Origin of the sequence: Halobacillus mangrovi (assembly GCF_002097535.1) — a bacterium.
GTDB classification, from domain to species: Bacteria; Bacillota; Bacilli; order Bacillales; family Halobacillaceae; genus Halobacillus; species Halobacillus mangrovi_A.
On sequence record NZ_CP020772.1, the window covers coordinates 994,623 to 1,013,443 of the forward strand.

Sequence of the window (18,821 nt, forward strand, 5' to 3'; positions counted from 1 at the left end):
AAAGGGAGTTTTTGTAATGAAGAAATCGTTGTGTGTGGTCGGATTAGGCTATATCGGGTTACCGACCTCTGTCATGTTCGCCATTAATGGCCACAAAGTACATGGAGTCGATGTCAACGAAACAGCCGTCAACATGGTTAACAATAAACAACTTCATATAGAAGAAAACGGACTGGAAGAACGTTTAGCAGAAGCGGTGGACAGCGGCATGTTCAAAGCTTCTACAGAGCCTGAAGAGGCTGACGTATTTATCATCGCCGTTCCATCTCCGATTCGTGAGGACAAAACAGCAAACCTTGATTACGTCCGCAATGCGACAGAAGCCATTGTCCCTTACGTGAAAAAAGGCAACCTCGTTATTCTGGAATCAACCGTACCACCGCGTACGGTTGAAGATGTCATGGTTCCTGTACTCGAGCGTTCCGGTCTGAATATCGGCGAAGATATTTTTATCGCCCATTCCCCAGAGCGCGTAATTCCAGGGAAGGTATTTCAGGAGCTTGTCGACAACGACCGTATCGTAGGCGGCATCAATGAAAAATCTTCGCAAATGACGAAAGAACTTTATGAAGGATTCGTAAAAGGGAACATTCACTTAACGGATGCAACGACAGCTGAAATGGTTAAAGTGATTGAAAATACCTATCGGGACGTAAACATCGCATTTGCAAACGAGCTTGCGATGATTAGTGAAAAGATCGGGGTCAACGCCTGGGAAGCGATTCGCTTAGCGAACTTCCACCCGCGTGTGAACATCCATACACCAGGACCAGGGGTAGGCGGACACTGTATCGCAGTTGATCCATGGTTCCTAGCTGAGATTGAGCCGGAGCTATCGAAGATTATTCAGCTTTCACGTAATACGAACGATCATATGCCGACGTTCACAGCTAATAAAATCGAAGAGATTCTTAAATCTAAAGGCATCACAGACGGCAAAGTCGCGATCTTCGGTCTTTCTTTCAAAGCCAACATCGACGATCAGCGTGAGAGCCCGTCCCTTGAAGTCATCAAGAAGCTTGTTGAAAAAGGCATCAGCTTCACGACGTATGATCCTCACATCAAAGAAAATGTGGCATCAAATCAGACACAGGATATGGATGAAGCTCTTGATCAAGCAGATGTTGTAGTCGTATTGACCGACCATAATGAATTTAAAGAGCTTGAACCTGAACGTGTAGGAAGTAAAATGAACAACAGAATCGTGTTTGATACGAAAAATGCACTGCCGCTCGGTACATGGGAAGACGCAGGATTCATGATCAAGCGATTAGGAGATTCAAAAAATTAGTAGGGGTAAAGGTGAGACTATGAAGGAAACGTTTCTTGGAGTTGATGTAAGCAGTTCAACCTATGAGCAGCTCAACAAGCAAATCTTTGACGACATCCGCCAGAATCGGCAATCCATGATCGTGGCCATCAATCCCGAAAAGATTCTGAAGGCACAGGATGACCCAGATTTGATGGAGCTTTTAAACAAAGCCGATTACCAGATTCCGGATGGCGTTGGAGTCCTTTTCGCTTCCCGGCTGAACAAAGGTGGCATCCAAAACCGGATCACCGGCATTGATATGTTCTTAACGCTTTGTGAGCAAGCCGCCCTCTACGGCAAATCCGTATTTTTGTACGGAGCGAAGCCGGGCGTTGCTGAGCAGGCGAAAGAACGTCTATTAGAACGGTATCCAAATTTGAAAGTAGCAGGCGTTCTTGATGGATACATTAAAGATGAAGCGTACATCAAACAAACCATCAACGAAGCGAACCCTGATATTCTATTTGTCGCTCTAGGAAGCCCAGCGCAGGAGTATTGGATGATCGACAATATGAAAGATTTGAACGTCAACATCTTTCAAGGAGTCGGCGGATCGTTTGATGTCATTTCAGGAAGAATCAAGCGAGCACCAGCTCCTGTTCAAAAAGTTGGTCTGGAATGGCTGTATCGCCTTGTCCTTGAACCATGGCGCTTCAAACGACAATCCAAGCTGCCCGGATTCTTATACAAAGTCTGGCAAGATAAGAAAAGTAGATAAGACGTGCAGAAACACTCCAATCCACAGTGGTTGGAGTGTTTTTTTGTGAGAAAAGAAAGGGATTCTTGAGGAAGATTTAATCGAGAAACCTATGTTTTTGATATGGTAACATGATGAATAACAGAAGCCGATTGAAAACGAAAAAATGAGGGGTGGAGGTGTACGATGAAGTTACGCACAAAAACGTTCATTTCAATAGCATCTATAGGCGCAGCTTTACTTATTGCAATCCTCGTTTTCAACTACAATTCTTTTGAACAAACGAAAAGATCTTGTATTGAAAATGGTGGAAATCCAATAGTGGACAAGGATTTTTTATCGATTAACTGGTCAGTTTCTTGTGGAATGAAAGGATAAAGATATAAAAAAACTGGAGGGAGAACATGCACCACTACACCTTGTGCTTAATTAAAAGGAAAGAGGAGCTGCTCCTATTAAATAGAAGAAAAAAGCCAGCCATGGGGATGTGGAATGGAGTTGGCGGAAAGGTTGAAAAAGGCGAAAGTCCATTAAATTGCGTGATCAGGGAGACGTTAGAAGAAACAGGGATACACCTGGATGAACCCCTCTATGTCGGTAACGCGGTATTTAAAATGGGCAACAAAATCGAAAAACTGTACTTATTTATGGCTGAGTTACCTGAAGACACAGCATTTCACACACCTATGTACACAGAGGAAGGAATTCTTGATTGGAAACCAGTTTCCTGGGTGTTAGACCATGATAATTTGGGCATTATCAATAATTTAAAATGCTACTTACCCAAATTACTAAACGGGGAGTTTGGGCTGGAACACTCTTTTATTTATGAAGATCATCGTATTACGGAATATCGAACAAATAGGATCACTGAAGTGGAAGTACATAGAGCACACCTAATGAGGTTTTAGAAACTCCCTTTTATTTTTTGTAAAGATAGAAAAAACCCGGTTTCAGCCGGGTTTTATGATTTGATCCTCTTTACTTGAGAAGACGTAATTTTGGTTATTAAAAGCACTCCTGCTTCAGGCCCTATCATTTTTTTAGGAATAAAATAACATTTTGTAGACATGACTCGCATTATGAGATTGAGCTATAAAAAAGGTTAGAAATCTATCAAAAACTCGGATTAATCCCTTTAAACATGCAGGATAATCGTCGAACTTGCGAGAAGTAACAACCAAGAGATAAATTAAATTCCCGATAATACTCCACGTATCGATCAAAATAGTTTTAAAAATATCATTAGATTTGAACTCTTGTACGTTAAAATATCTAAAAATATTGAAATATCAGAAATAGTAATAGTGTTTCGGGTGGGATTGTTATATTATGGATATAAGTGTAAGAGGTGGTGGAATCTTGAAAAATCATTCAGTTTTAGAACCACAATCCGTTCACAAGTTACAGTTTACTTATTCATCTGACCTCTATACCCTATTTAAAAAACTTCTTGAAAATTACCCTCATGAGATCGCAACGGATAAAGTCAGAGACTATTGTATGAGTGAATGGACATTAAAGCTGGAAGGCGAAATCGCTCGCATGGAATTTTTGTATACAAATGATTATTTAGATGATATTAAACCCCTCATCTATTCGGGTCAATTGAATCCTGATGTGTCATTCTTGTATAACTTTTTAATTAAGCGTGCGGAATATGAAGTGACAAAACAGGACGTGGAAAGACTGGAAAGTATGGCGTTCGACCACCCAACTTTAAGGTGCCTGAGTTTATTTACCTTAATCTATTACAACTACGACGTTCGCAAATACAGTGTTTTGGACAAGTATATTGAAGCTTGCGACAGGGGGCTTCAATCTATCAATGAACCTTTAACCTATTATTACTTTAAGCTCCGATATAACGAGCTGCTGTTTAACCATTACTGGAAAACGGATAACACTCTGCTTGCCAGAAGGTACGCCTATAAAATCGTCAATACCGAGCTATCACCGAAAAAATCAGTGATGATCCATCACAATCTAGCGTTGACCTACGTCTATGAAGATTATGAATCTTCAATGGAGCAAGCGCTTTTTGCCTTACATCTTGCAGAAGAAAATAATATTAAAAGCCAAGTCAAATCCCTGTCTCAGAGAACGATTCCGTTTATTGCAGCGTTTCATGAACGGGCAGGTCGTATGAGAACACCTGATAAAGTTGAAACCGCTCATCTGGCTATTGCTAGAAAAGAGTTCCTTAAAGCGAGAGAGATATTAGAAAGCCTGGATTCATTAACTCCGTTCCAAGAGTGTTACCTTGGTTTGGCTACAAAAGACAGAGAGCTTATTAAACATTCCAAACAAAGGTTCATCCACGAATATGGCGACTTATTTTTTGCTAGACTTCCTGATTATTACTTGGAACGAGTCTAATAAAAATTAAGAGGAGGAACTACTATGAGAAAGTTTTTTACAAGATTAGTCTTGGCAGGGATTTTGTTTATTGGGGTTCAATCATTAACTCCATTGGCAGGAGAAGAACAGCATAACAGTTCAGTAACCAACCCTTCCTCCGTGGAGCTATCTATTGGTGGTCTGAATCTGGCTAAAGACCCGGGAGATGGAGGAATAGGCTGATACATGTACATTCCGAAAAAGCCCTTCTATTGGAGAAGGGCTTTTTTTATTCACTAATAAAATAATGGAAATTAATGTTTGAAAATTCTATGATTATAGGTATAATAAGAACATACGTTCGATTTAAAATAACCCTTGATTTACAGCTCAGACTCATCCGATCTACATAGGGTGGAAAAGGAGAAGAAACAATGAATGTGAAAACGATGTGGGTTGATGAAAACAAGGCGTTAGGTATTGTGGAAGTAGAAGATCGGACATTTGGTTCTGCGTTCCATCCAGTCAAGTATGTAGCTCCTAATAAAGGGGAGTTTCTAGTGATCAACAGACTGTGGTACACCACTTACAACGGGGCAAGAGAGTTCTTTAGAGCGAAAACAAATGCGCATATCATTTCTGGAAGATTGAAAAAGATGAAGGCAGGCTAAAGACAAGTTTATAGAGATTTTCAGAGTAAGATTTATCTAACATGTACTACTCGTTGGACATACGGAGGCAAAAGCTGTATTTCATAACTGTTTCTATTTAAAAAAAGATGCTTGGACAAATACGTTTTTAAAATACGAATGATGGTGAAATTCTTATGATAAGATTTCACCATCACTCGTATTTTTTGTGGTAGATTAAAGCCACATGTCCAAGGGCTGCCAAAAATAGAAGGAATAAGACCATACCAGCGTAGTAAATACAAGGAGACATCTGCGGGGGAAAGGCAACGGTGTGACCCCATAGTGCGCAGCACAAGGAGGCCCACCAGCCGCCCGTGAAAAGCGGAGTATATTTCCGAAGCGGTCATTCAAAACAATCGATTATTTCTAGATTTCCCTACCTTAATAAATGATGTCCCAACCTCTTCTCTTACTCCCTAATTAACTATGCATGGCTCCAATTAACCAGGTTTTTGGATTGCAAAAACCTATAGGAACCTGAAGAAGAGTGGTTTGTTCGGAGTCAGCCAGTTCATAAATCTCATCACAAACGTTAACATCAAACCCTAATAAGGGATGACCATTCATGCCAAGCGCGCTTGCTGTGAGAAGTAAGCGTTGCAGAAGCATTCCCGCTTCCATATGCAGAATTCGATAGCCTCGGTAACCTAGCTTTGATTTATAAAAGGTACGGTCACCGGCGATATGAAAACACATCGGTACTCGATGAAAATTCACATTATCCAGGGTCATCCCGCCCTGGAGAGGTATGCGATAGTCTCCTTTTTTAATTCGTAAAAGGGAGTGGGAGGCTTCGTCATATTGATAGGCTCCATTCTCCATGCCTTCTATATTATAAAAACATCCATAAATAGAGAGGCGAGGAGTGTACACCTTTTCTTGATTCAAATCGTTATGATATTTAAAGGAATCAAATGTTTCCTTCAGAAGAGAAGAAAGCTGGTTCCGATGAATTATTTTTGAGGTAAAATCCAGCTCTGGCGAATGACGACGCCGGCAAACTTCGGGAAAATCGATCTCCAATTTCTCCGCTTCTGGTAATATCGTTACGTTTTGATAGTCTTTGAGCTTTTTCCCTTCCTGTATCGACCGGAATAACCTGGTCGAGTCTATCAAGGCATGCTGATTGATTTGGGAGATTTCAGGATAATCCATTACTTTTTCTGAACGTTGGTAAGTAGTCGTTTTAATTTTCGGTAATTCTTTCACTAACTCTGATGCTGTGACGGCTGCAACATCCCTTACGTCTACCTTTTCGTGATCAGATAAAGGAATGACAGCGTAGGTGCTTTCTTCCTGACCATCGAGTCCTAGTAAATGGTTGATTGCTTCATCAAGGAATTGAAAATGCACGTTGGTAGAAAAACCAAACCTCTTACTGACTTCCAGCATCTGACCCATGAGTGCACCTGCATCCAGTCCTTGAAGGCGATAAGAAAAGTTGTTGTATTTAAAAAAGTTCTTCCAAAACATAGTGGTAATAATAATGACAGCAAAGCAATCACACATAGGAGAAGTATCCCCTAATGACTTAGCTAGATAAGAATCAAAATTCCCCTCACGCAGTAAGCTAAGGCTGTGGTGAGCGACATCATAGTGATACATTCCCTTCGGAAGTGCTTCCGTCTTAAGGTACAGATAGAGTTCATTCGGATAGAGCGCACCGCCAGAAGGAGGAAAACGTCGAAAGGACTGAATCGTTTCTATTGAATCGTGATCCATCTCCGAGGAAAGAGCGGTTTGACTAAACTGAGATAAACCATAAACATACCAGAGATAATAACTGATCGTATCTAAATCACCAGAATGAAACGACTGGTTTTGAAAAGATAAAGGAATATCATGAGCAAGAGGGAAGGACGGCAAGTCACGGTAAATCTTATAGGGAAGAGGAGCATCGGCCCAATCCACTTCCCAGTTCGGTGGAATTACACGTTCACTATGGAAATGTAAATGGTGTAAGAATGTATCAAGATCCATTACATACCTCCAATCCACATCAAGGAAAAGGATGAGGATAAGGATTGAGTTCTTCTATCGTTAATTCACGGTCTATAAACCCAAGTTGTTTGGGAACTTTCCGTACTCTTTCTAAGCCTGTCACACGAGTCAGATGATGGCCAAATGTCATGGGAAGCATTCCCGGAATCAGCACCTTGACGCAATGGAGGCCGTTCCGCTTAATCTCTGGCGTTGTCTGGTCTACGACTATAACGTCAAGCTCTAATCGGCGAAAGGTTTCTAGAAGATCCTTTACATCCTCTGTAATGTCCGCATGACTCTCTTTCAAATGAAAAGCTTCATCAAAGGTTTGGATAGGCTGCTTCTGTTTTAACAAAAAGTCAAGACGCTCTTCAGCTTCAGGAAGCCCGTAAACCATTCCGTGATCATCCATTTTTGTAACGAGTGATGAGTCATGGAGCATGTTCAAATAACCTTCTTTGTTCTTCTTAAATTCTTTATTTAAAGGCTCGATCATGCCAACACTTTCAAATATAGCGCTTTTCACAGCTTTTACAGGATCTAAATGCGCCCCTGCCGCACAAATAAGGTTCAGACCATCAGAAGCCGATTCGCGTTTTTTCGTAATGGTCAGGATACACGGGATGCCGTGTTCCATCGTGGCATTGTATAGAAAAAGATCGTAACCGGCTACCTCACGCATTCGGTCAATCATCAAATGCAATTCTTTGTTCTGAAAAGAGTAGGGATCAATACGAGGGAGAGGGAGCTGGGCATACCAGGTCATGAGAAACGAATCACGTTCCATCACTTCCATCATTCCGTGGAAAATCGCTTCTTCAAGACTTCCTCCTATGGCACAACCATTAGAGGTTTCAAAAAACATCCCACCTCCACAGCCCATGCTGTAATAAGCCAGCAGTTGCGGAACCAATATAGGAGATTCCTTCATCAAAGAATAACCCCACACCCAATCCATTTTTTTATCCGGATCAAAAGGGGTGAAAGGAAAATCCTTTTTAGCATATTGCTCTTTCGTATGGACGCCCACTTCAAGAGGATTCAGCGCAGACTCAAGGTTGTTGTAGGAGTCATAAACAACGGTTCTTTTGCCTCTAGGTGCAACACCACAGGATCGTTCTAACCCTTCTAAAATAGCAGTAAGTTCACTAATAGCGTAGGAATTCGTCCGTCCGGCTGATCCTTCATCTCCGTTCATTAAAGGAAGGTTGACGACAACATCAGCAAACGGAGTTTCAAAATCGATCATTTTACTGTTTAACATTCCACTACGCGAATCGAGATAATCTGGTGAAAGGAACGCGCTCAGCTCTTTAATCGATCGGCAGCGGTAATTATTCTCACTGATTTTCATACTTGGCTGTAGTGAGATCTCAGCAGCAGAAGCGGAATCTATAATCACATCACCGCATACAGGACAAAAGGAGTCTGGCAATAGATAGTGTCGGGAATTCTCTAATGTTCTCATGTTCATAAGGATTATGTGGTTTTCTAAAGAAGAAGTCTTTGAGTTCATGACCTGATGAACTTCAGTTCTTATTATTGAAGCCATTTGTATCATTCCAGTTTGAGAGGCCCATTCATCCCGGATCGGCTCCTGTCTTTCGGCCAGACAGTGGTGAATTTCCCATAAATCCTGACGATCGGTCGCTGCCATAATTGTTCTCGTGTCCGCACATTGAGAGCATCCCACGTCTCCAGGACGAACCAATGGACCGATCATTCCTTCGCCAAATGCGACAAACCCTCGCATCCAGGGGATTCTATGCTCCCGTGCCATTTGTTCGGCTTTTTGGTGGGCCAGAGGATTCCAATGATCATCTAGAACAAGAAGCAATTTCGTTCCTTCTGGAATGGACTCATCTAAATCAGAAAGGCAGGTCAGATTAAAGTGAGGAGAAAGTTCCTTCACCACATGTTTGAGTAACAATCCTTTTCCGACTACTGTAATAAAAGAACTCAACGATTCTCCTCCTCTCCCAACGACACGCCGCAAATAGTGATCATTCTGTCTTTCTCAAAGGTATCCATTAGCACTTTTACAGGGAAAAGCTTTTTATGATGATCTTCAAGGCGCTTCTTCGCTGCATGTAAAACTTCAAAATGGCTTTCTGAATCACATAAAGGAACATCCAGGGTTTGAGAGGCTTCCTTTTTAAATGAGATCGATGATGAAGGAGGGAGTTGATCAAAAAAGGCAGCAGTATCATTATGTGCTTCCCTTAGAGCCAATAATAAGGCCTCACGCAAAGCCAGTGTTTTCGTAAGCCCGACACAACCTCGCCACTGATGGCCTTCCGTCTTAAACCACATGACAGGGAATCCGTAACCGTCTTTTCCTATACCTAACTGCGGAATGTTATTCATCGTTGATAAAGCCTGCCAATAATAACGGCAGTGATCGTCCTCGATCTCATTAATTTCAACTTTTGTGATGTGTTCGGTTTGAGGCTGAGTGTCACATTTCCATTCATATTGAATCAATTTCTTCAAGGCTCGGCAAGTGGCTTCTATTAACGTTTCTCCAGCTCCCAGGTGGAGAGGTGCAGACGTCTGATCCTCTATTGATTTTAAGATTTCTTTCTTTAAAGGCTGCACGTATTGTTCAATACCGATCATTCCAGCTTCCCGCCTTACTTCTTCATGTGTTATGCCGGCAATAATGAGGCTCGGGTGTGGTTCTGCCGGTCCTTTCGAATGGATATCAGCCACTTGGATTTCACATTGAGCAAGAGGCAGCTGGGGAAGGGCGCCCTCCTCCCATTTTTGGAAAATTCCAAGCGGGCTTGCGGCCAGTTCACTGAAGTAATAAAACAGTTCATTAGGATCTCTTTGTTCTGATGGGCTTTTCTCATCAAGGATGTGATCCACATGCTTGGTGGAGATGTTCTTCGTTACAAGTGGGTGGGGCTTAAACGAATGCCATCTTCCTTCTAACGTTTCCATGTTCAGCACAAACATATGATCGTGATGATGGGCTTCATTTACCTCTGTCATTTTCTTGAACAACTCAAAAACGAGGACATTGGCTAGCATGGAAAATCCAGTAGAAGAGTTTTCAGTGTGAGTGTCGTTAAGTAAGCTTTGAGGAATGTTCCGCCATGCGGAATCCCAACTACTATCCGCATCAGGGCTTACAAAAGGACCGGCGACCCCGATTCCATCCAAGCATAAACCTGGGGCAAACGACACTCCCTTTTTCTTACAAGCTTTAGTGATCCTTTGGAGTTCTTCTATGTTCCCTTCTTTGGACACATAGATCACCGCATCAAAGGGTTCGACCTGTTTCTTCCATAAAATCGTGCCTTGGTTCTGTTTCTCCAAGACTTCTATGGATACATCAGGATCTGTTTTCCGTGCAGCTTCCTCCAATTCCTGAAGTCTTGATGTATTCGTTTTTTCGGGATTTGTAATCAATGCGTGGAATCGAGCCATTCCCGAATGAAGCAAGGAAGAAACCAGACTTAAGAGCATGCTTCCTTCCCCGATCGCCAGGATCCGCTGCTGACGATAGTGCTCGAATCTGTAGGCAGGAGAATCCCCGAAACTCTCCAGGTATTCGATCTGTGAAGCGAAATTTTCAACCACATGTGGTTGTAATTCATGAGGACGATCCTTGCTCACGTCCCTTAGAAATCCGTTCGAATAGAGGGACTCCGTAATTTCATAAACACGATCACGGTAAAGTGCAGGTAATCCATCTGTCAGGCTTGCTAAGGAATGCTCTCCGTTGAGCATGGGAATCAATTTTTCAACCCATTGATAAACGGTACTTCCTTCCATACGAAATGAACCTGAATTGTTCCTGAAATACACACTTCCATTTGGTTCCGGCATAAAAAATGTACCTTTTTTCACCTTAAAACGCATAGAAGGTCTAACATTTGACATGACACTCCCCCTTACCATCTGTGCTATCTTCCCACTACGATACTATGTAACTCACTTTGTCTCATATGTCTCGACATAAAAGAAGAACCCCTGCTGAAACTTCAACAGGGGGAAATGATTTATTTATAGAAAGTTCAGGAAATGTCTTAGCGTCCGCCGCAGCGTCCACATCCACCACAACGACCGCCGCAACCTCCACAGCGTGCACAACCAGCACAGCGCGCACAGCCGCCGCATCCTGCGCAACGAGCACATCCTCCGCAGCCGCCACATCCGCCACAACCGAAGCATGTAAAACACCCAAAACAGCCAAAACCGAAGCCTAACCCAACACAGAGTCGGGAGTTGTTGGCATAAGCATTAGCTTGATTACTTGGTACTAAACTTTGGGCGTTAAATTCGCCTACTTCTAAGTTTTGAAGTTCATTTTGAAACTCGTTCATCTTTTATAACCTCCATCATCACTCAACGTTTTTTGAACTGGAACCAAACGAAATCTTTCGCTGTCCTTATAAACTCAGAACAACACGTTCTCCAACAAAATATGACCATAGCCTGGGCAATGTGACTAAGGCGGAGATGAAGGAAATCACGATACAAGTCTAAAAAAGCATACTCAAGTGAAATAGGCAGTTGACCTTCACCTATTGGAATAGTGAAAAAGTTGTCATTGTATAAATGGTTCTTCTTGCTCGGTGTTACAAGCAGGAATTCGCTCTCCATCATAGAAGTTATGATTAAATAGCTAGGATTCTATTTAGAGAGGCGCAAAATTAAAAAATTCTCAAGGAGGAGAACACATGGGGAGTATCCAAAAGATTACTCCGAATTTTTGGTTTGATACCCAGGCGGAAGAAGCAGTGCAATTTTACACCTCTATATTCGAGGATTCCGAAATTTTGAAAGTGACTCATTATAAGAACGCAGGTCAAGAGGTACATGGAATGGAAGAAGGATCTGTCATGACAATAGAGTTCAAATTAGAAGGTCAAAAATTTGTAGCCTTAAATGGAGGTCCGCATTTTACGTTTAATGAAGCGATCTCCTTCATCGTCACCTGCGCTAATCAAGAAGAAGTGGATTATTTTTGGGGAAGGTTATCGGAAAGCGGAGACGAATCTGCACAGCAATGCGGGTGGTTAAAAGACAAATTCGGAGTGTCCTGGCAAATCGTACCCGAACAGCTGGACGAATTATTAAGCCATGATGATCCTGCAGTAGCTGAAAACGTGATGAATGAAATGCTGCAAATGAAGAAAATTGATCTAGACGTTTTGGAACAAGTAAAGGATAGGATGAATCATTGATTTATAGTTTTCATAATAAAAACTTAGGCCCTACAAACAGAAACGTCACTCTTATCTGGAGAGTGACGTTTCTGTTTGTGGGGTGTGTTTCGTTAGATAAGCAGAATAGGGTTCATTATCCTACTTCTCATTAGTAAAAAGTGGTACGATAACAGGAAGAATGGCTTATTTAAGTACATAAGTTTTTGTAAGGGAATTTTATTTTAGAGGGGGTTATTTGGTGAAGGAGATACTACTAGATTACGGAACGAGGGAAATTCAGTGGGGGTGGCTGATCTTATCCATAGTGATCTTGCTAGCAGGGATTGGGCTATCCATTTCTATTACTAAGGGAGCACTAAAGCTGCCAAAAAACAAACTAGACGCTCTACGTTATGCCTCGTGGGGGCTAGTCTTAGCAGGTGGGATTGTTGGAGTCCTATCCCTATTAAACTCAGAGTTAAATAATAATCAAAAGAATCAGGCGATCAACAACTGGAAAAGTGAACGTGGGTATTATGTAGAAAATTACGGAAAAATAGAAGAATTACGTAATGAAACGATTCGTGTAAAAACGATCAATGGAGAGATCGTAGAGAAGGATATTGATAAGGTCATCAGTGGATGTGACTTTGAAGTGTATGCGGAACTGACGAATGGAGACGTATGGGTTTGTACACCGTAAAAGGTTCGGCAGAGAGTTAGAGAATGAGTTGCCCGACGACAAATAGGACAAGTAAAATCCCAATGCCCAGTGCACTAACTCCATAAAGCTGACCTTCTGTTAATTCTCTTCCATTTATACTTCTCCAACTAGGGTAAAAGAATCCGATGACTGGAGCAGCAATAAACCCAATCGTCATCAAAACAACAGCTAGAACTTCCATGCAATCACTCCTCTATGTACTAATTAGTAACCTTTTCATTACCGTTACAAACACTTGGGGACATGTTAAAGGGAGTTTACTAAAGATTTAGAGGCCCTACAGAGACTGAATGCAAAGGATACACATACAAAAAGCGGACATCCACAATGGGGATGCCCGCTTTTTTCCTATTACTACCTGCTTAAATAATTGAGCGCGATAGCGGCTGTGTCGTCCGCTTCCTTCTGAAGACGTACAATGGCCTCTGACTTTGCATACGTATCGGTGAGCGCACGCTCCATGGTATCGACAAGATCCTGTTCGGTCCAAGCGTCATCCGATACATGGCCCGCTACAGGCTGGTCGCAAATCTTCGCAAACGAATCGATTTTCGGATCATAAGATAACGCGACAAAAGGAATGTGTCCAATGGCAGCAAAGATTAGCGAATGCAGCCTCATCCCAACCAGCAGCTCTGACTTCTTAACGATGGCAATCTTTTCTTCGATCGGGACATATTGCGGGGCGATATGAGCTTTTTCGGTCATAAGCTCTGTCACCTCTAAGGAAGTTTGCTCGTCATATTCTCCGTGCATCGGAACGAATACGATATCGTACCCCGATTTGGCGAACGCATCAAGTGCCAGGGCAATTTTCTCTTTATAATCCACAGAAGTTGGCCAGTCTCTTACACTGACCGTAATAAAGTGAGACAACTTTTTCTCTTCAAGCCAAAAACTCATTAACGTATTGGTCTCTAATGCCATAACGGGGTCAGGGACAAGTTCCATAGAGTTACGAACACCGATCTCCTTCAGCAATCCCATCGATTCTTCATCTCGTACCGTAATCTGTACATTTTTATTCAGGGCCCCTTTAACGAGTTTCTTTCCTAGGAAGCTGTTAATCGGTCCCATGCCCTGGGCGTACACAAATACTGGTTTTCGCCAAAGCTTCGCAATCCTGATCACACCCGTATAATAAATAATCGATTTGATCCCGGTAGCGTCCTGTAAAAGGCTTCCTCCGCCACTGATCAATCCATCCGCTTGAGAGAGCAGCAGGTGGATCTGTTTCAAGTTCCATCGGTCTGCCGCTTCAACCTCATAGGTTTCTGACGTATGGATGGGATCGTTGGATAGAACCGTAATTCTTATATCAGGATCCTCTTTTCTAAGACTTTTGATCATCGATAATAAAATGGCTTCATCACCGGTATTATGAAAACCGAAATAACCAGATAAAACAACGTGCAATGGACTCACCTCTTTCCCAATCTATTTAAAATCGGAAGCTTTTTCACTTCAGAAACGTTCATGAACCATAAGAAAACCAAGTTGATGACAGCTCCTATAACCACCGCTCCACACACATAGAGGAACGCCTCGATTCTCGTCCAAGTCTCCACCTGTAGAAATAACAGCGGTATTGCGACAATTCCCCCCATTATTACCGAGGAAATAATTGTTTTCGAGCGGTCATTATTCTCAGGTGTAACAGAAACCGCTCTATTGATTAGAATCACATTGGAGTAATGAAGAATGATATAGATCATAAGCGTAGCGGCTGCCGCTCCAGCCAATCCATAGGCCTGGATCAACCCGATATTGGCAACTGTTTTCAATGCCATGGCTCCCAATACTAGCAAAGCCGCCTGCCCTGAACGATCCATTCCTTGCAAAATACCTGTACCTAAAACCGCAAGTGCGGTGAAGACCGAGCTGAACCCGACAATGGCGAGCACAACGCTGCCTTCCAGGTTCGTAAATAACGCTAGATTCAATGGCAGGGTAAGAGCAAGAATCCCGATTGCCGCCGGCCAGGAAAGCAGGTGCGTAAGCGAAAACGCTCTGGTTACAACCTTCTGAACCCCCCGTTGATCGCCTTCTGATAATTTCTTTGTAATGAGCGGGACAAGAGGGAGAACAAGCGATGTAGCAAATACGGTAGCAATCTGCACGAGCGATAGCCCACGGCCATAAAGTCCGTAGTAGTAATTCACATCAGCCGGATCTATGCCTGCCGCACGCAATCCATAAGGAATGGTGAGCGCATCGACGACGTTCATGAACGCCATCGTGATCGCACCAACTGCAATCGGAATTGATACGCGTAGGATTTGCCGACTCCTTTTTCTAAAAACTGAAAAGTCATAAGATACAGAAGGAAGCGGAGTAAAAGAGGAAGCTTTAAATGTCCGCAGCAAATAACCTAATGAAGCCAGAACACCAATGGAAGAGCCGATCATCGTACCTCCAGCGATCATGCGATCCGAGTATCCTTGGACGACCAAATAGTAGGCCGTGATTAGAATCAATGCTACTCTCACAAATTGTTCAATTACCTGGGAAATCGCTGTCGGCTCCATCGTTTCAAAGCCCTGGAAAAATCCCCGGTACACGGCCATATAGGGGGCGAATACTAGTGTGGCCGATACGATAATCAACGCTGGTTTCGTAGACTCGCCACCAAGCAGTGCAGTAATTGGATCCGCAAACGTATAGATCAAAATAAAGCTTGTGACACCAAATAAGAGAGCAAGAATACTTGCGGTTATATAGATTTCTTTGATCCGGTCTAATCGGTTATCACTGCGAGCTTCCGCAATTAGTTTTGAAATCGCTAGTGGAATACCGGCAACCGATAAGATGAGGGCCACCATGTAAAGGGGGTAAACCATACTAAAAATTCCTAGAACCTCGTCCCCCGCAATGTTTTGCAGAGGGATACGAAAAATAGCTCCTAGGAATTTAGAAAGGAGGGTTGCTCCTGATAATACAATTGTACCTTTAATCAATGTAGAACGGCTCATGGTGATCCCTTCAGTTTCCTCTTAATAATTCTGATCGCAAAGCGGGGCAGTGCGAGCATCCGTCGCCAGCGTTTTGGCTGCTTAAGTAATCGGTACAGCCACTCGACATTATACTTTCTCCACGTCGCTGGAGCACGTTTCACATCGCCTGCGATTACATCGAAACTTCCACCAACACAAAGGAAAACCCCTTTGTTGAATTGATCAATGTTTTCTGAAATCCATTGCTCCTGCTTTGGAGCACCTAAGGCGACAAACGTGAGGTCAGGATCCGCTTGTTTTACCTGTTCGACGATTTCATCACTCTGATCCCAATTAAAATATCCATCGTGAGAACCGACAATTTGAATATCCGGATAAAAGTGTTGGAGGTTGGTTTCAACTCTCTTCAGTACATCCTTATGGGCACCTAATAGGAAGATTTTATACCCTTTAATATTGGAAATGCTTAATAGATCGATCATCAGGTCGTAGCCAGTCACCCGTTCAGGGAGTGGGTCTTTAAGAAGCTGAGAGGCGCGGATGATTCCGATACCGTCCGCAGTAATATAATTGGCTTTATGTAAATGGTTCATGTAGGCGGTATCCTCGTTCGCTCTCATCACAATTTCAGGATTGACGGTAATGACAAAAGATTTCTCTTCAAGCATTACGTGTTCATCCAGTTGTTTTACTAGCGTTTTGTGATCGATATGTGAAAGTGGGACCCCCATGATTTTCACTTGCTTCATGTGTGGTGTGGCTCCTTTAATATTGCGCATACTTACTCTAGTAAATATAACATAAAAAAGGGGGCAACCATATGGTTTTGCCCCCTTTGTCATTCCATTGATACTTTTTTACTGTGCGATAGTCAATGGTTCGAACAGTGTTCCGTAAGTTCCGCCGTGACTATAGACATAAGCGTCCTGGTAGCTGCGGTCGCTGATGTTCTTTGGTGCGATCTTGAGCCAGGTACCATTGGTTGAAACTTCATCCAATATTTGGACAGTGGAACCGGCTTTCTTCAATTGATAGATATCGTTGTTATCCACTTTTGCAGAAGAGCGGACGTTGGTTCCGTCTTGTTTAGAAACAGCAAGTCCATATTGTCCGTATTCGGCTGCAAGTTCAAACTCACTGCTCAGATATTGATCCATCAAGTACATGAGGCTTGAAATTTTTTGCCCCCAGTAAGGATCAGAGGCATAGCGGACGTTCATGCCCGTGCTCTTGTTTCCTAAGTGAGCCCCATTAAAGCGCCAATTCTCATCGTTAAAGTAACCAGGAACGATGAACTGTTCAGCAGCTTCTAAGATTCCATCCTCATAGCTCTCATACGTGTACGCATTCTCGTATGGGTTAGCATCAATGGCATTGATTCCGAAAAGGTTGTTTTTATCTTTTGCGATATCACTTTCTCCCCAGCGGCTTTCAATGATGGCGTGGGAGAGGAGGTACATGGCGTTTGTCCCATGCAAGTCTTCCGCTTTTTTGAATGCTTCGCCTAACCCGACAAGCGGGCTCTCTGGACGTTTAGCACGAATAAACGCGTCAAGCTGCTCTGCCGTGTATTGCGTTTTCGTGTACAGCGGCATGCGGTTAAAGTACTGATATGCATCGCCAACTTGATCACCGCTTGTTGTATAGAAGGTGTTTCCATTCCAACTGTAGTATTTCTTGCCTTCACTTAAGAAGGAAGGAGCTTTTCCATAAACGTAGCTAGAAACACTGTCAGTGATTGGATTATAAACATGGTGATACAAGTCCCCATTACGTGCTTCATAGTAAGAACGCTTTGTCACCATGTGACTGGGGTTTAAATTTGCCGTATCGGCGTCGATATAACCAATAGTATCGGCAATTTGTACCTTCACCCATGTTTCAGTAGCCGCAAGATATTTCATTTCGACGCCAGAGGTGACATAAGTAACTACGTTGTTCAATGATTCACTTGGATACACATTTGTGAACTTGTTTGAAACGGCCATCCCGTCTTTGATCCAGACGATGTTATTTCCGTTCATAACAACCTGGTTGCCAGAAGCATGACTTTTCGCTTCTTCAAACGTTTCATATTTTCCATCAACGTCAGGTTCGCCGTCATTGGTTAGCGTAACCACTTCATAGTTCAGCGGTACGGGAGGATGGATGACATGTAACAATCGGCTGATCACTCCTGAGGTTTGTCCACGAGTGGTACTCGCTTTTGGATCGAAGAACTTATTGCCTTCAGAATCGACTTTACCAGTCAAGATTTCTAGATTAATTAAGCGCTGAACGGATTCACGATAAATATCTTGAATCTCGTCATTATCCTCAAAATGAAGTGGATCTTTTTCTGAGACAACGCCCTTCAAGTCAGCAGCACGCATGATCATGACTGCCATTTCTTCTCTTGTAATTTCATTTTTTGGTCGGAACGAACCATCTGGATAGCCGTTGACCAGGCTTTGTGTGCTCGCAGTGATGACGGAAGGATAAAACCAATCTTCTGGTGAGACATCGGAGAAGGAAGGAGATTCAGAGACTTGAGCGACAGAATAATCAGCAGCGGCTTTCATTTCTAGATCCAAAGCCCTGACTAAGAATGCTGTAAACTCAGCTCGATTGACGGGTTTTTCTGGTAAGTATGTATCATCTCCATAACCCTTTAGAATGCCTGCATCAATGAGTTCTCGCATTTCTTGTTCAAAAAAGTGTCCGGTAATATCGTCGGTTGCTTCCGCTTTAGCCACCGCAGGGGTGAGCAAAGAGAAAAGGAAAGCAAAAACGACACCAATTAACAATAATCTTTTCATTATGAGTCTATTTCCCCCTTATTTAAAATCTATTAAATAATGTATCAGAAAAGTTTGTCGAATAATAGTTAATTTTCAGTAAATCTGCCAATATACCTAATTTATGGGGGTATAAGAATATTTTTCTTTTTTATCTGAAAAGAATGTCGAATTAATTGAATT

Annotated in this window: 18 protein-coding genes; 9 read left to right on the forward strand and 9 right to left on the reverse strand. The window is 42.5% G+C overall.

Annotated features, from left to right (window positions below):
- Window positions 1–16: 16 nt before the first annotated feature.
- The 7 genes from HM131_RS04910 to HM131_RS04940 all read left to right on the forward strand — a co-directional run bounded on the left by HM131_RS04910 (window position 17) and on the right by HM131_RS04940 (window position 5,020).
- A complete protein-coding gene (locus HM131_RS04910) occupies window positions 17–1,291 on the forward strand; it encodes a nucleotide sugar dehydrogenase (protein ID WP_085028524.1) in 1,275 nt (424 codons plus the stop codon).
- 19 nt (window positions 1,292–1,310) lie between these two features.
- Window positions 1,311–2,030, forward strand: a complete 720-nt coding sequence (locus tag HM131_RS04915) for a WecB/TagA/CpsF family glycosyltransferase (protein WP_085028526.1) — start codon at window positions 1,311–1,313, stop codon at window positions 2,028–2,030.
- 165 nt (window positions 2,031–2,195) lie between these two features.
- Window positions 2,196–2,387: a hypothetical protein gene (locus HM131_RS04920; RefSeq protein WP_085028528.1), complete on the forward strand. Its 192-nt coding sequence runs from the start codon at window positions 2,196–2,198 to the stop codon at window positions 2,385–2,387.
- Between the two features lie 26 nt (window positions 2,388–2,413).
- A complete protein-coding gene (locus tag HM131_RS04925; protein WP_085028530.1) occupies window positions 2,414–2,920 on the forward strand; it encodes an NUDIX hydrolase in 507 nt (168 codons plus the stop codon).
- Window positions 2,921–3,371: 451 nt separating this feature from the next.
- A complete protein-coding gene (locus tag HM131_RS04930; protein WP_085028532.1) occupies window positions 3,372–4,388 on the forward strand; it encodes an AimR family lysis-lysogeny pheromone receptor in 1,017 nt (338 codons plus the stop codon).
- Window positions 4,389–4,412: 24 nt separating this feature from the next.
- Window positions 4,413–4,592 carry a hypothetical protein gene (locus HM131_RS04935; protein ID WP_085028534.1) on the forward strand — a complete coding sequence of 60 codons (180 nt, stop codon included), beginning with the start codon at window positions 4,413–4,415 and terminating at the stop codon, window positions 4,590–4,592.
- A 191-nt stretch (window positions 4,593–4,783) separates the two neighbouring features.
- Window positions 4,784–5,020, forward strand: coding sequence for a hypothetical protein (locus HM131_RS04940; RefSeq protein ID WP_085028536.1), 237 nt, complete (start codon window positions 4,784–4,786; stop codon window positions 5,018–5,020).
- Between the two features lie 441 nt (window positions 5,021–5,461).
- On the opposite strand, the gene HM131_RS04945 is transcribed toward HM131_RS04940, so the two are convergent.
- From HM131_RS04945 to HM131_RS20570, 4 genes are all read right to left on the reverse strand, one after another.
- Window positions 5,462–7,021, reverse strand: a complete 1,560-nt coding sequence (locus tag HM131_RS04945; protein WP_085028538.1) for a SagB family peptide dehydrogenase — start codon at window positions 7,019–7,021, stop codon at window positions 5,462–5,464.
- Between the two features lie 19 nt (window positions 7,022–7,040).
- A complete protein-coding gene (locus HM131_RS04950) occupies window positions 7,041–8,987 on the reverse strand; it encodes a TOMM precursor leader peptide-binding protein (protein ID WP_085028540.1) in 1,947 nt (648 codons plus the stop codon).
- Entirely contained in the window at window positions 8,984–10,915 is a 1,932-nt protein-coding gene (locus tag HM131_RS04955; RefSeq protein WP_198162720.1) for a putative thiazole-containing bacteriocin maturation protein, read from the reverse strand. Before HM131_RS04955 ends, HM131_RS04950 begins: the two co-directional genes overlap by 4 nt.
- 61 nt (window positions 10,916–10,976) lie before the next feature.
- Window positions 10,977–11,141, reverse strand: coding sequence for a hypothetical protein (locus tag HM131_RS20570; protein WP_157130762.1), 165 nt, complete (start codon window positions 11,139–11,141; stop codon window positions 10,977–10,979).
- Between the two features lie 574 nt (window positions 11,142–11,715).
- Between HM131_RS20570 and HM131_RS04965 the strand changes: the two genes are divergently transcribed.
- Together HM131_RS04965 and HM131_RS04970 are read left to right on the forward strand one after the other, a co-directional pair.
- Window positions 11,716–12,222, forward strand: coding sequence for a VOC family protein (locus HM131_RS04965; protein WP_085028546.1), 507 nt, complete (start codon window positions 11,716–11,718; stop codon window positions 12,220–12,222).
- Window positions 12,223–12,442: 220 nt separating this feature from the next.
- The gene (locus HM131_RS04970) at window positions 12,443–12,886 is read left to right on the forward strand and encodes a hypothetical protein (RefSeq protein WP_085028548.1); all 444 of its coding nucleotides are present in this window, start codon (window positions 12,443–12,445) and stop codon (window positions 12,884–12,886) included.
- Between the two features lie 16 nt (window positions 12,887–12,902).
- Here the strand turns inward: HM131_RS04970 and HM131_RS04975 are convergent, their stop codons facing one another.
- The 5 genes from HM131_RS04975 to HM131_RS04995 form a co-directional block, all read right to left on the reverse strand.
- Window positions 12,903–13,088: a hypothetical protein gene (locus HM131_RS04975; protein WP_085028550.1), complete on the reverse strand. Its 186-nt coding sequence runs from the start codon at window positions 13,086–13,088 to the stop codon at window positions 12,903–12,905.
- Window positions 13,089–13,261: 173 nt separating this feature from the next.
- Window positions 13,262–14,332, reverse strand: coding sequence for a polysaccharide pyruvyl transferase CsaB (gene csaB, locus HM131_RS04980; RefSeq protein ID WP_332308730.1), 1,071 nt, complete (start codon window positions 14,330–14,332; stop codon window positions 13,262–13,264).
- The gene (locus tag HM131_RS04985) at window positions 14,329–15,879 is read right to left on the reverse strand and encodes a putative polysaccharide biosynthesis protein (RefSeq protein ID WP_085028554.1); all 1,551 of its coding nucleotides are present in this window, start codon (window positions 15,877–15,879) and stop codon (window positions 14,329–14,331) included. Before HM131_RS04985 ends, csaB begins: the two co-directional genes overlap by 4 nt.
- On the reverse strand, window positions 15,876–16,610 hold the full coding sequence (locus HM131_RS04990) for a WecB/TagA/CpsF family glycosyltransferase (protein ID WP_085028556.1): 735 nt from the start codon (window positions 16,608–16,610) through the stop codon (window positions 15,876–15,878). Before HM131_RS04990 ends, HM131_RS04985 begins: the two co-directional genes overlap by 4 nt.
- Before the next feature lie 108 nt (window positions 16,611–16,718).
- A complete protein-coding gene (locus HM131_RS04995; protein WP_085028558.1) occupies window positions 16,719–18,659 on the reverse strand; it encodes an S-layer homology domain-containing protein in 1,941 nt (646 codons plus the stop codon).
- Window positions 18,660–18,821 lie beyond the last annotated feature (162 nt).

Excerpts from the sequence above, each read along its gene's own strand:
- HM131_RS04910 (WP_085028524.1), top strand. The coding sequence starts at position 17 with ATGAAGAAATCGTTGTGTGTGGTCGGATTAGGCTATATCGGGTTACCG.
- HM131_RS04915 (WP_085028526.1), top strand. The coding sequence starts at position 1,311 with ATGAAGGAAACGTTTCTTGGAGTTGATGTAAGCAGTTCAACCTATGAG.
- HM131_RS04920 (WP_085028528.1), top strand. The coding sequence starts at position 2,196 with ATGAAGTTACGCACAAAAACGTTCATTTCAATAGCATCTATAGGCGCA.
- HM131_RS04925 (WP_085028530.1), top strand. The coding sequence starts at position 2,414 with ATGCACCACTACACCTTGTGCTTAATTAAAAGGAAAGAGGAGCTGCTC.
- HM131_RS04935 (WP_085028534.1), top strand. The coding sequence starts at position 4,413 with ATGAGAAAGTTTTTTACAAGATTAGTCTTGGCAGGGATTTTGTTTATT.
- HM131_RS04940 (WP_085028536.1), top strand. The coding sequence starts at position 4,784 with ATGAATGTGAAAACGATGTGGGTTGATGAAAACAAGGCGTTAGGTATT.
- HM131_RS04945 (WP_085028538.1), bottom strand. The coding sequence starts at position 7,021 with ATGGATCTTGATACATTCTTACACCATTTACATTTCCATAGTGAACGT.
- HM131_RS04955 (WP_198162720.1), bottom strand. The coding sequence starts at position 10,915 with ATGTCAAATGTTAGACCTTCTATGCGTTTTAAGGTGAAAAAAGGTACA.
- HM131_RS04965 (WP_085028546.1), top strand. The coding sequence starts at position 11,716 with ATGGGGAGTATCCAAAAGATTACTCCGAATTTTTGGTTTGATACCCAG.
- HM131_RS04975 (WP_085028550.1), bottom strand. The coding sequence starts at position 13,088 with ATGGAAGTTCTAGCTGTTGTTTTGATGACGATTGGGTTTATTGCTGCT.
- HM131_RS04985 (WP_085028554.1), bottom strand. The coding sequence starts at position 15,879 with ATGAGCCGTTCTACATTGATTAAAGGTACAATTGTATTATCAGGAGCA.
- HM131_RS04990 (WP_085028556.1), bottom strand. The coding sequence starts at position 16,610 with ATGAAGCAAGTGAAAATCATGGGGGTCCCACTTTCACATATCGATCAC.
- HM131_RS04995 (WP_085028558.1), bottom strand. The coding sequence starts at position 18,659 with ATGAAAAGATTATTGTTAATTGGTGTCGTTTTTGCTTTCCTTTTCTCT.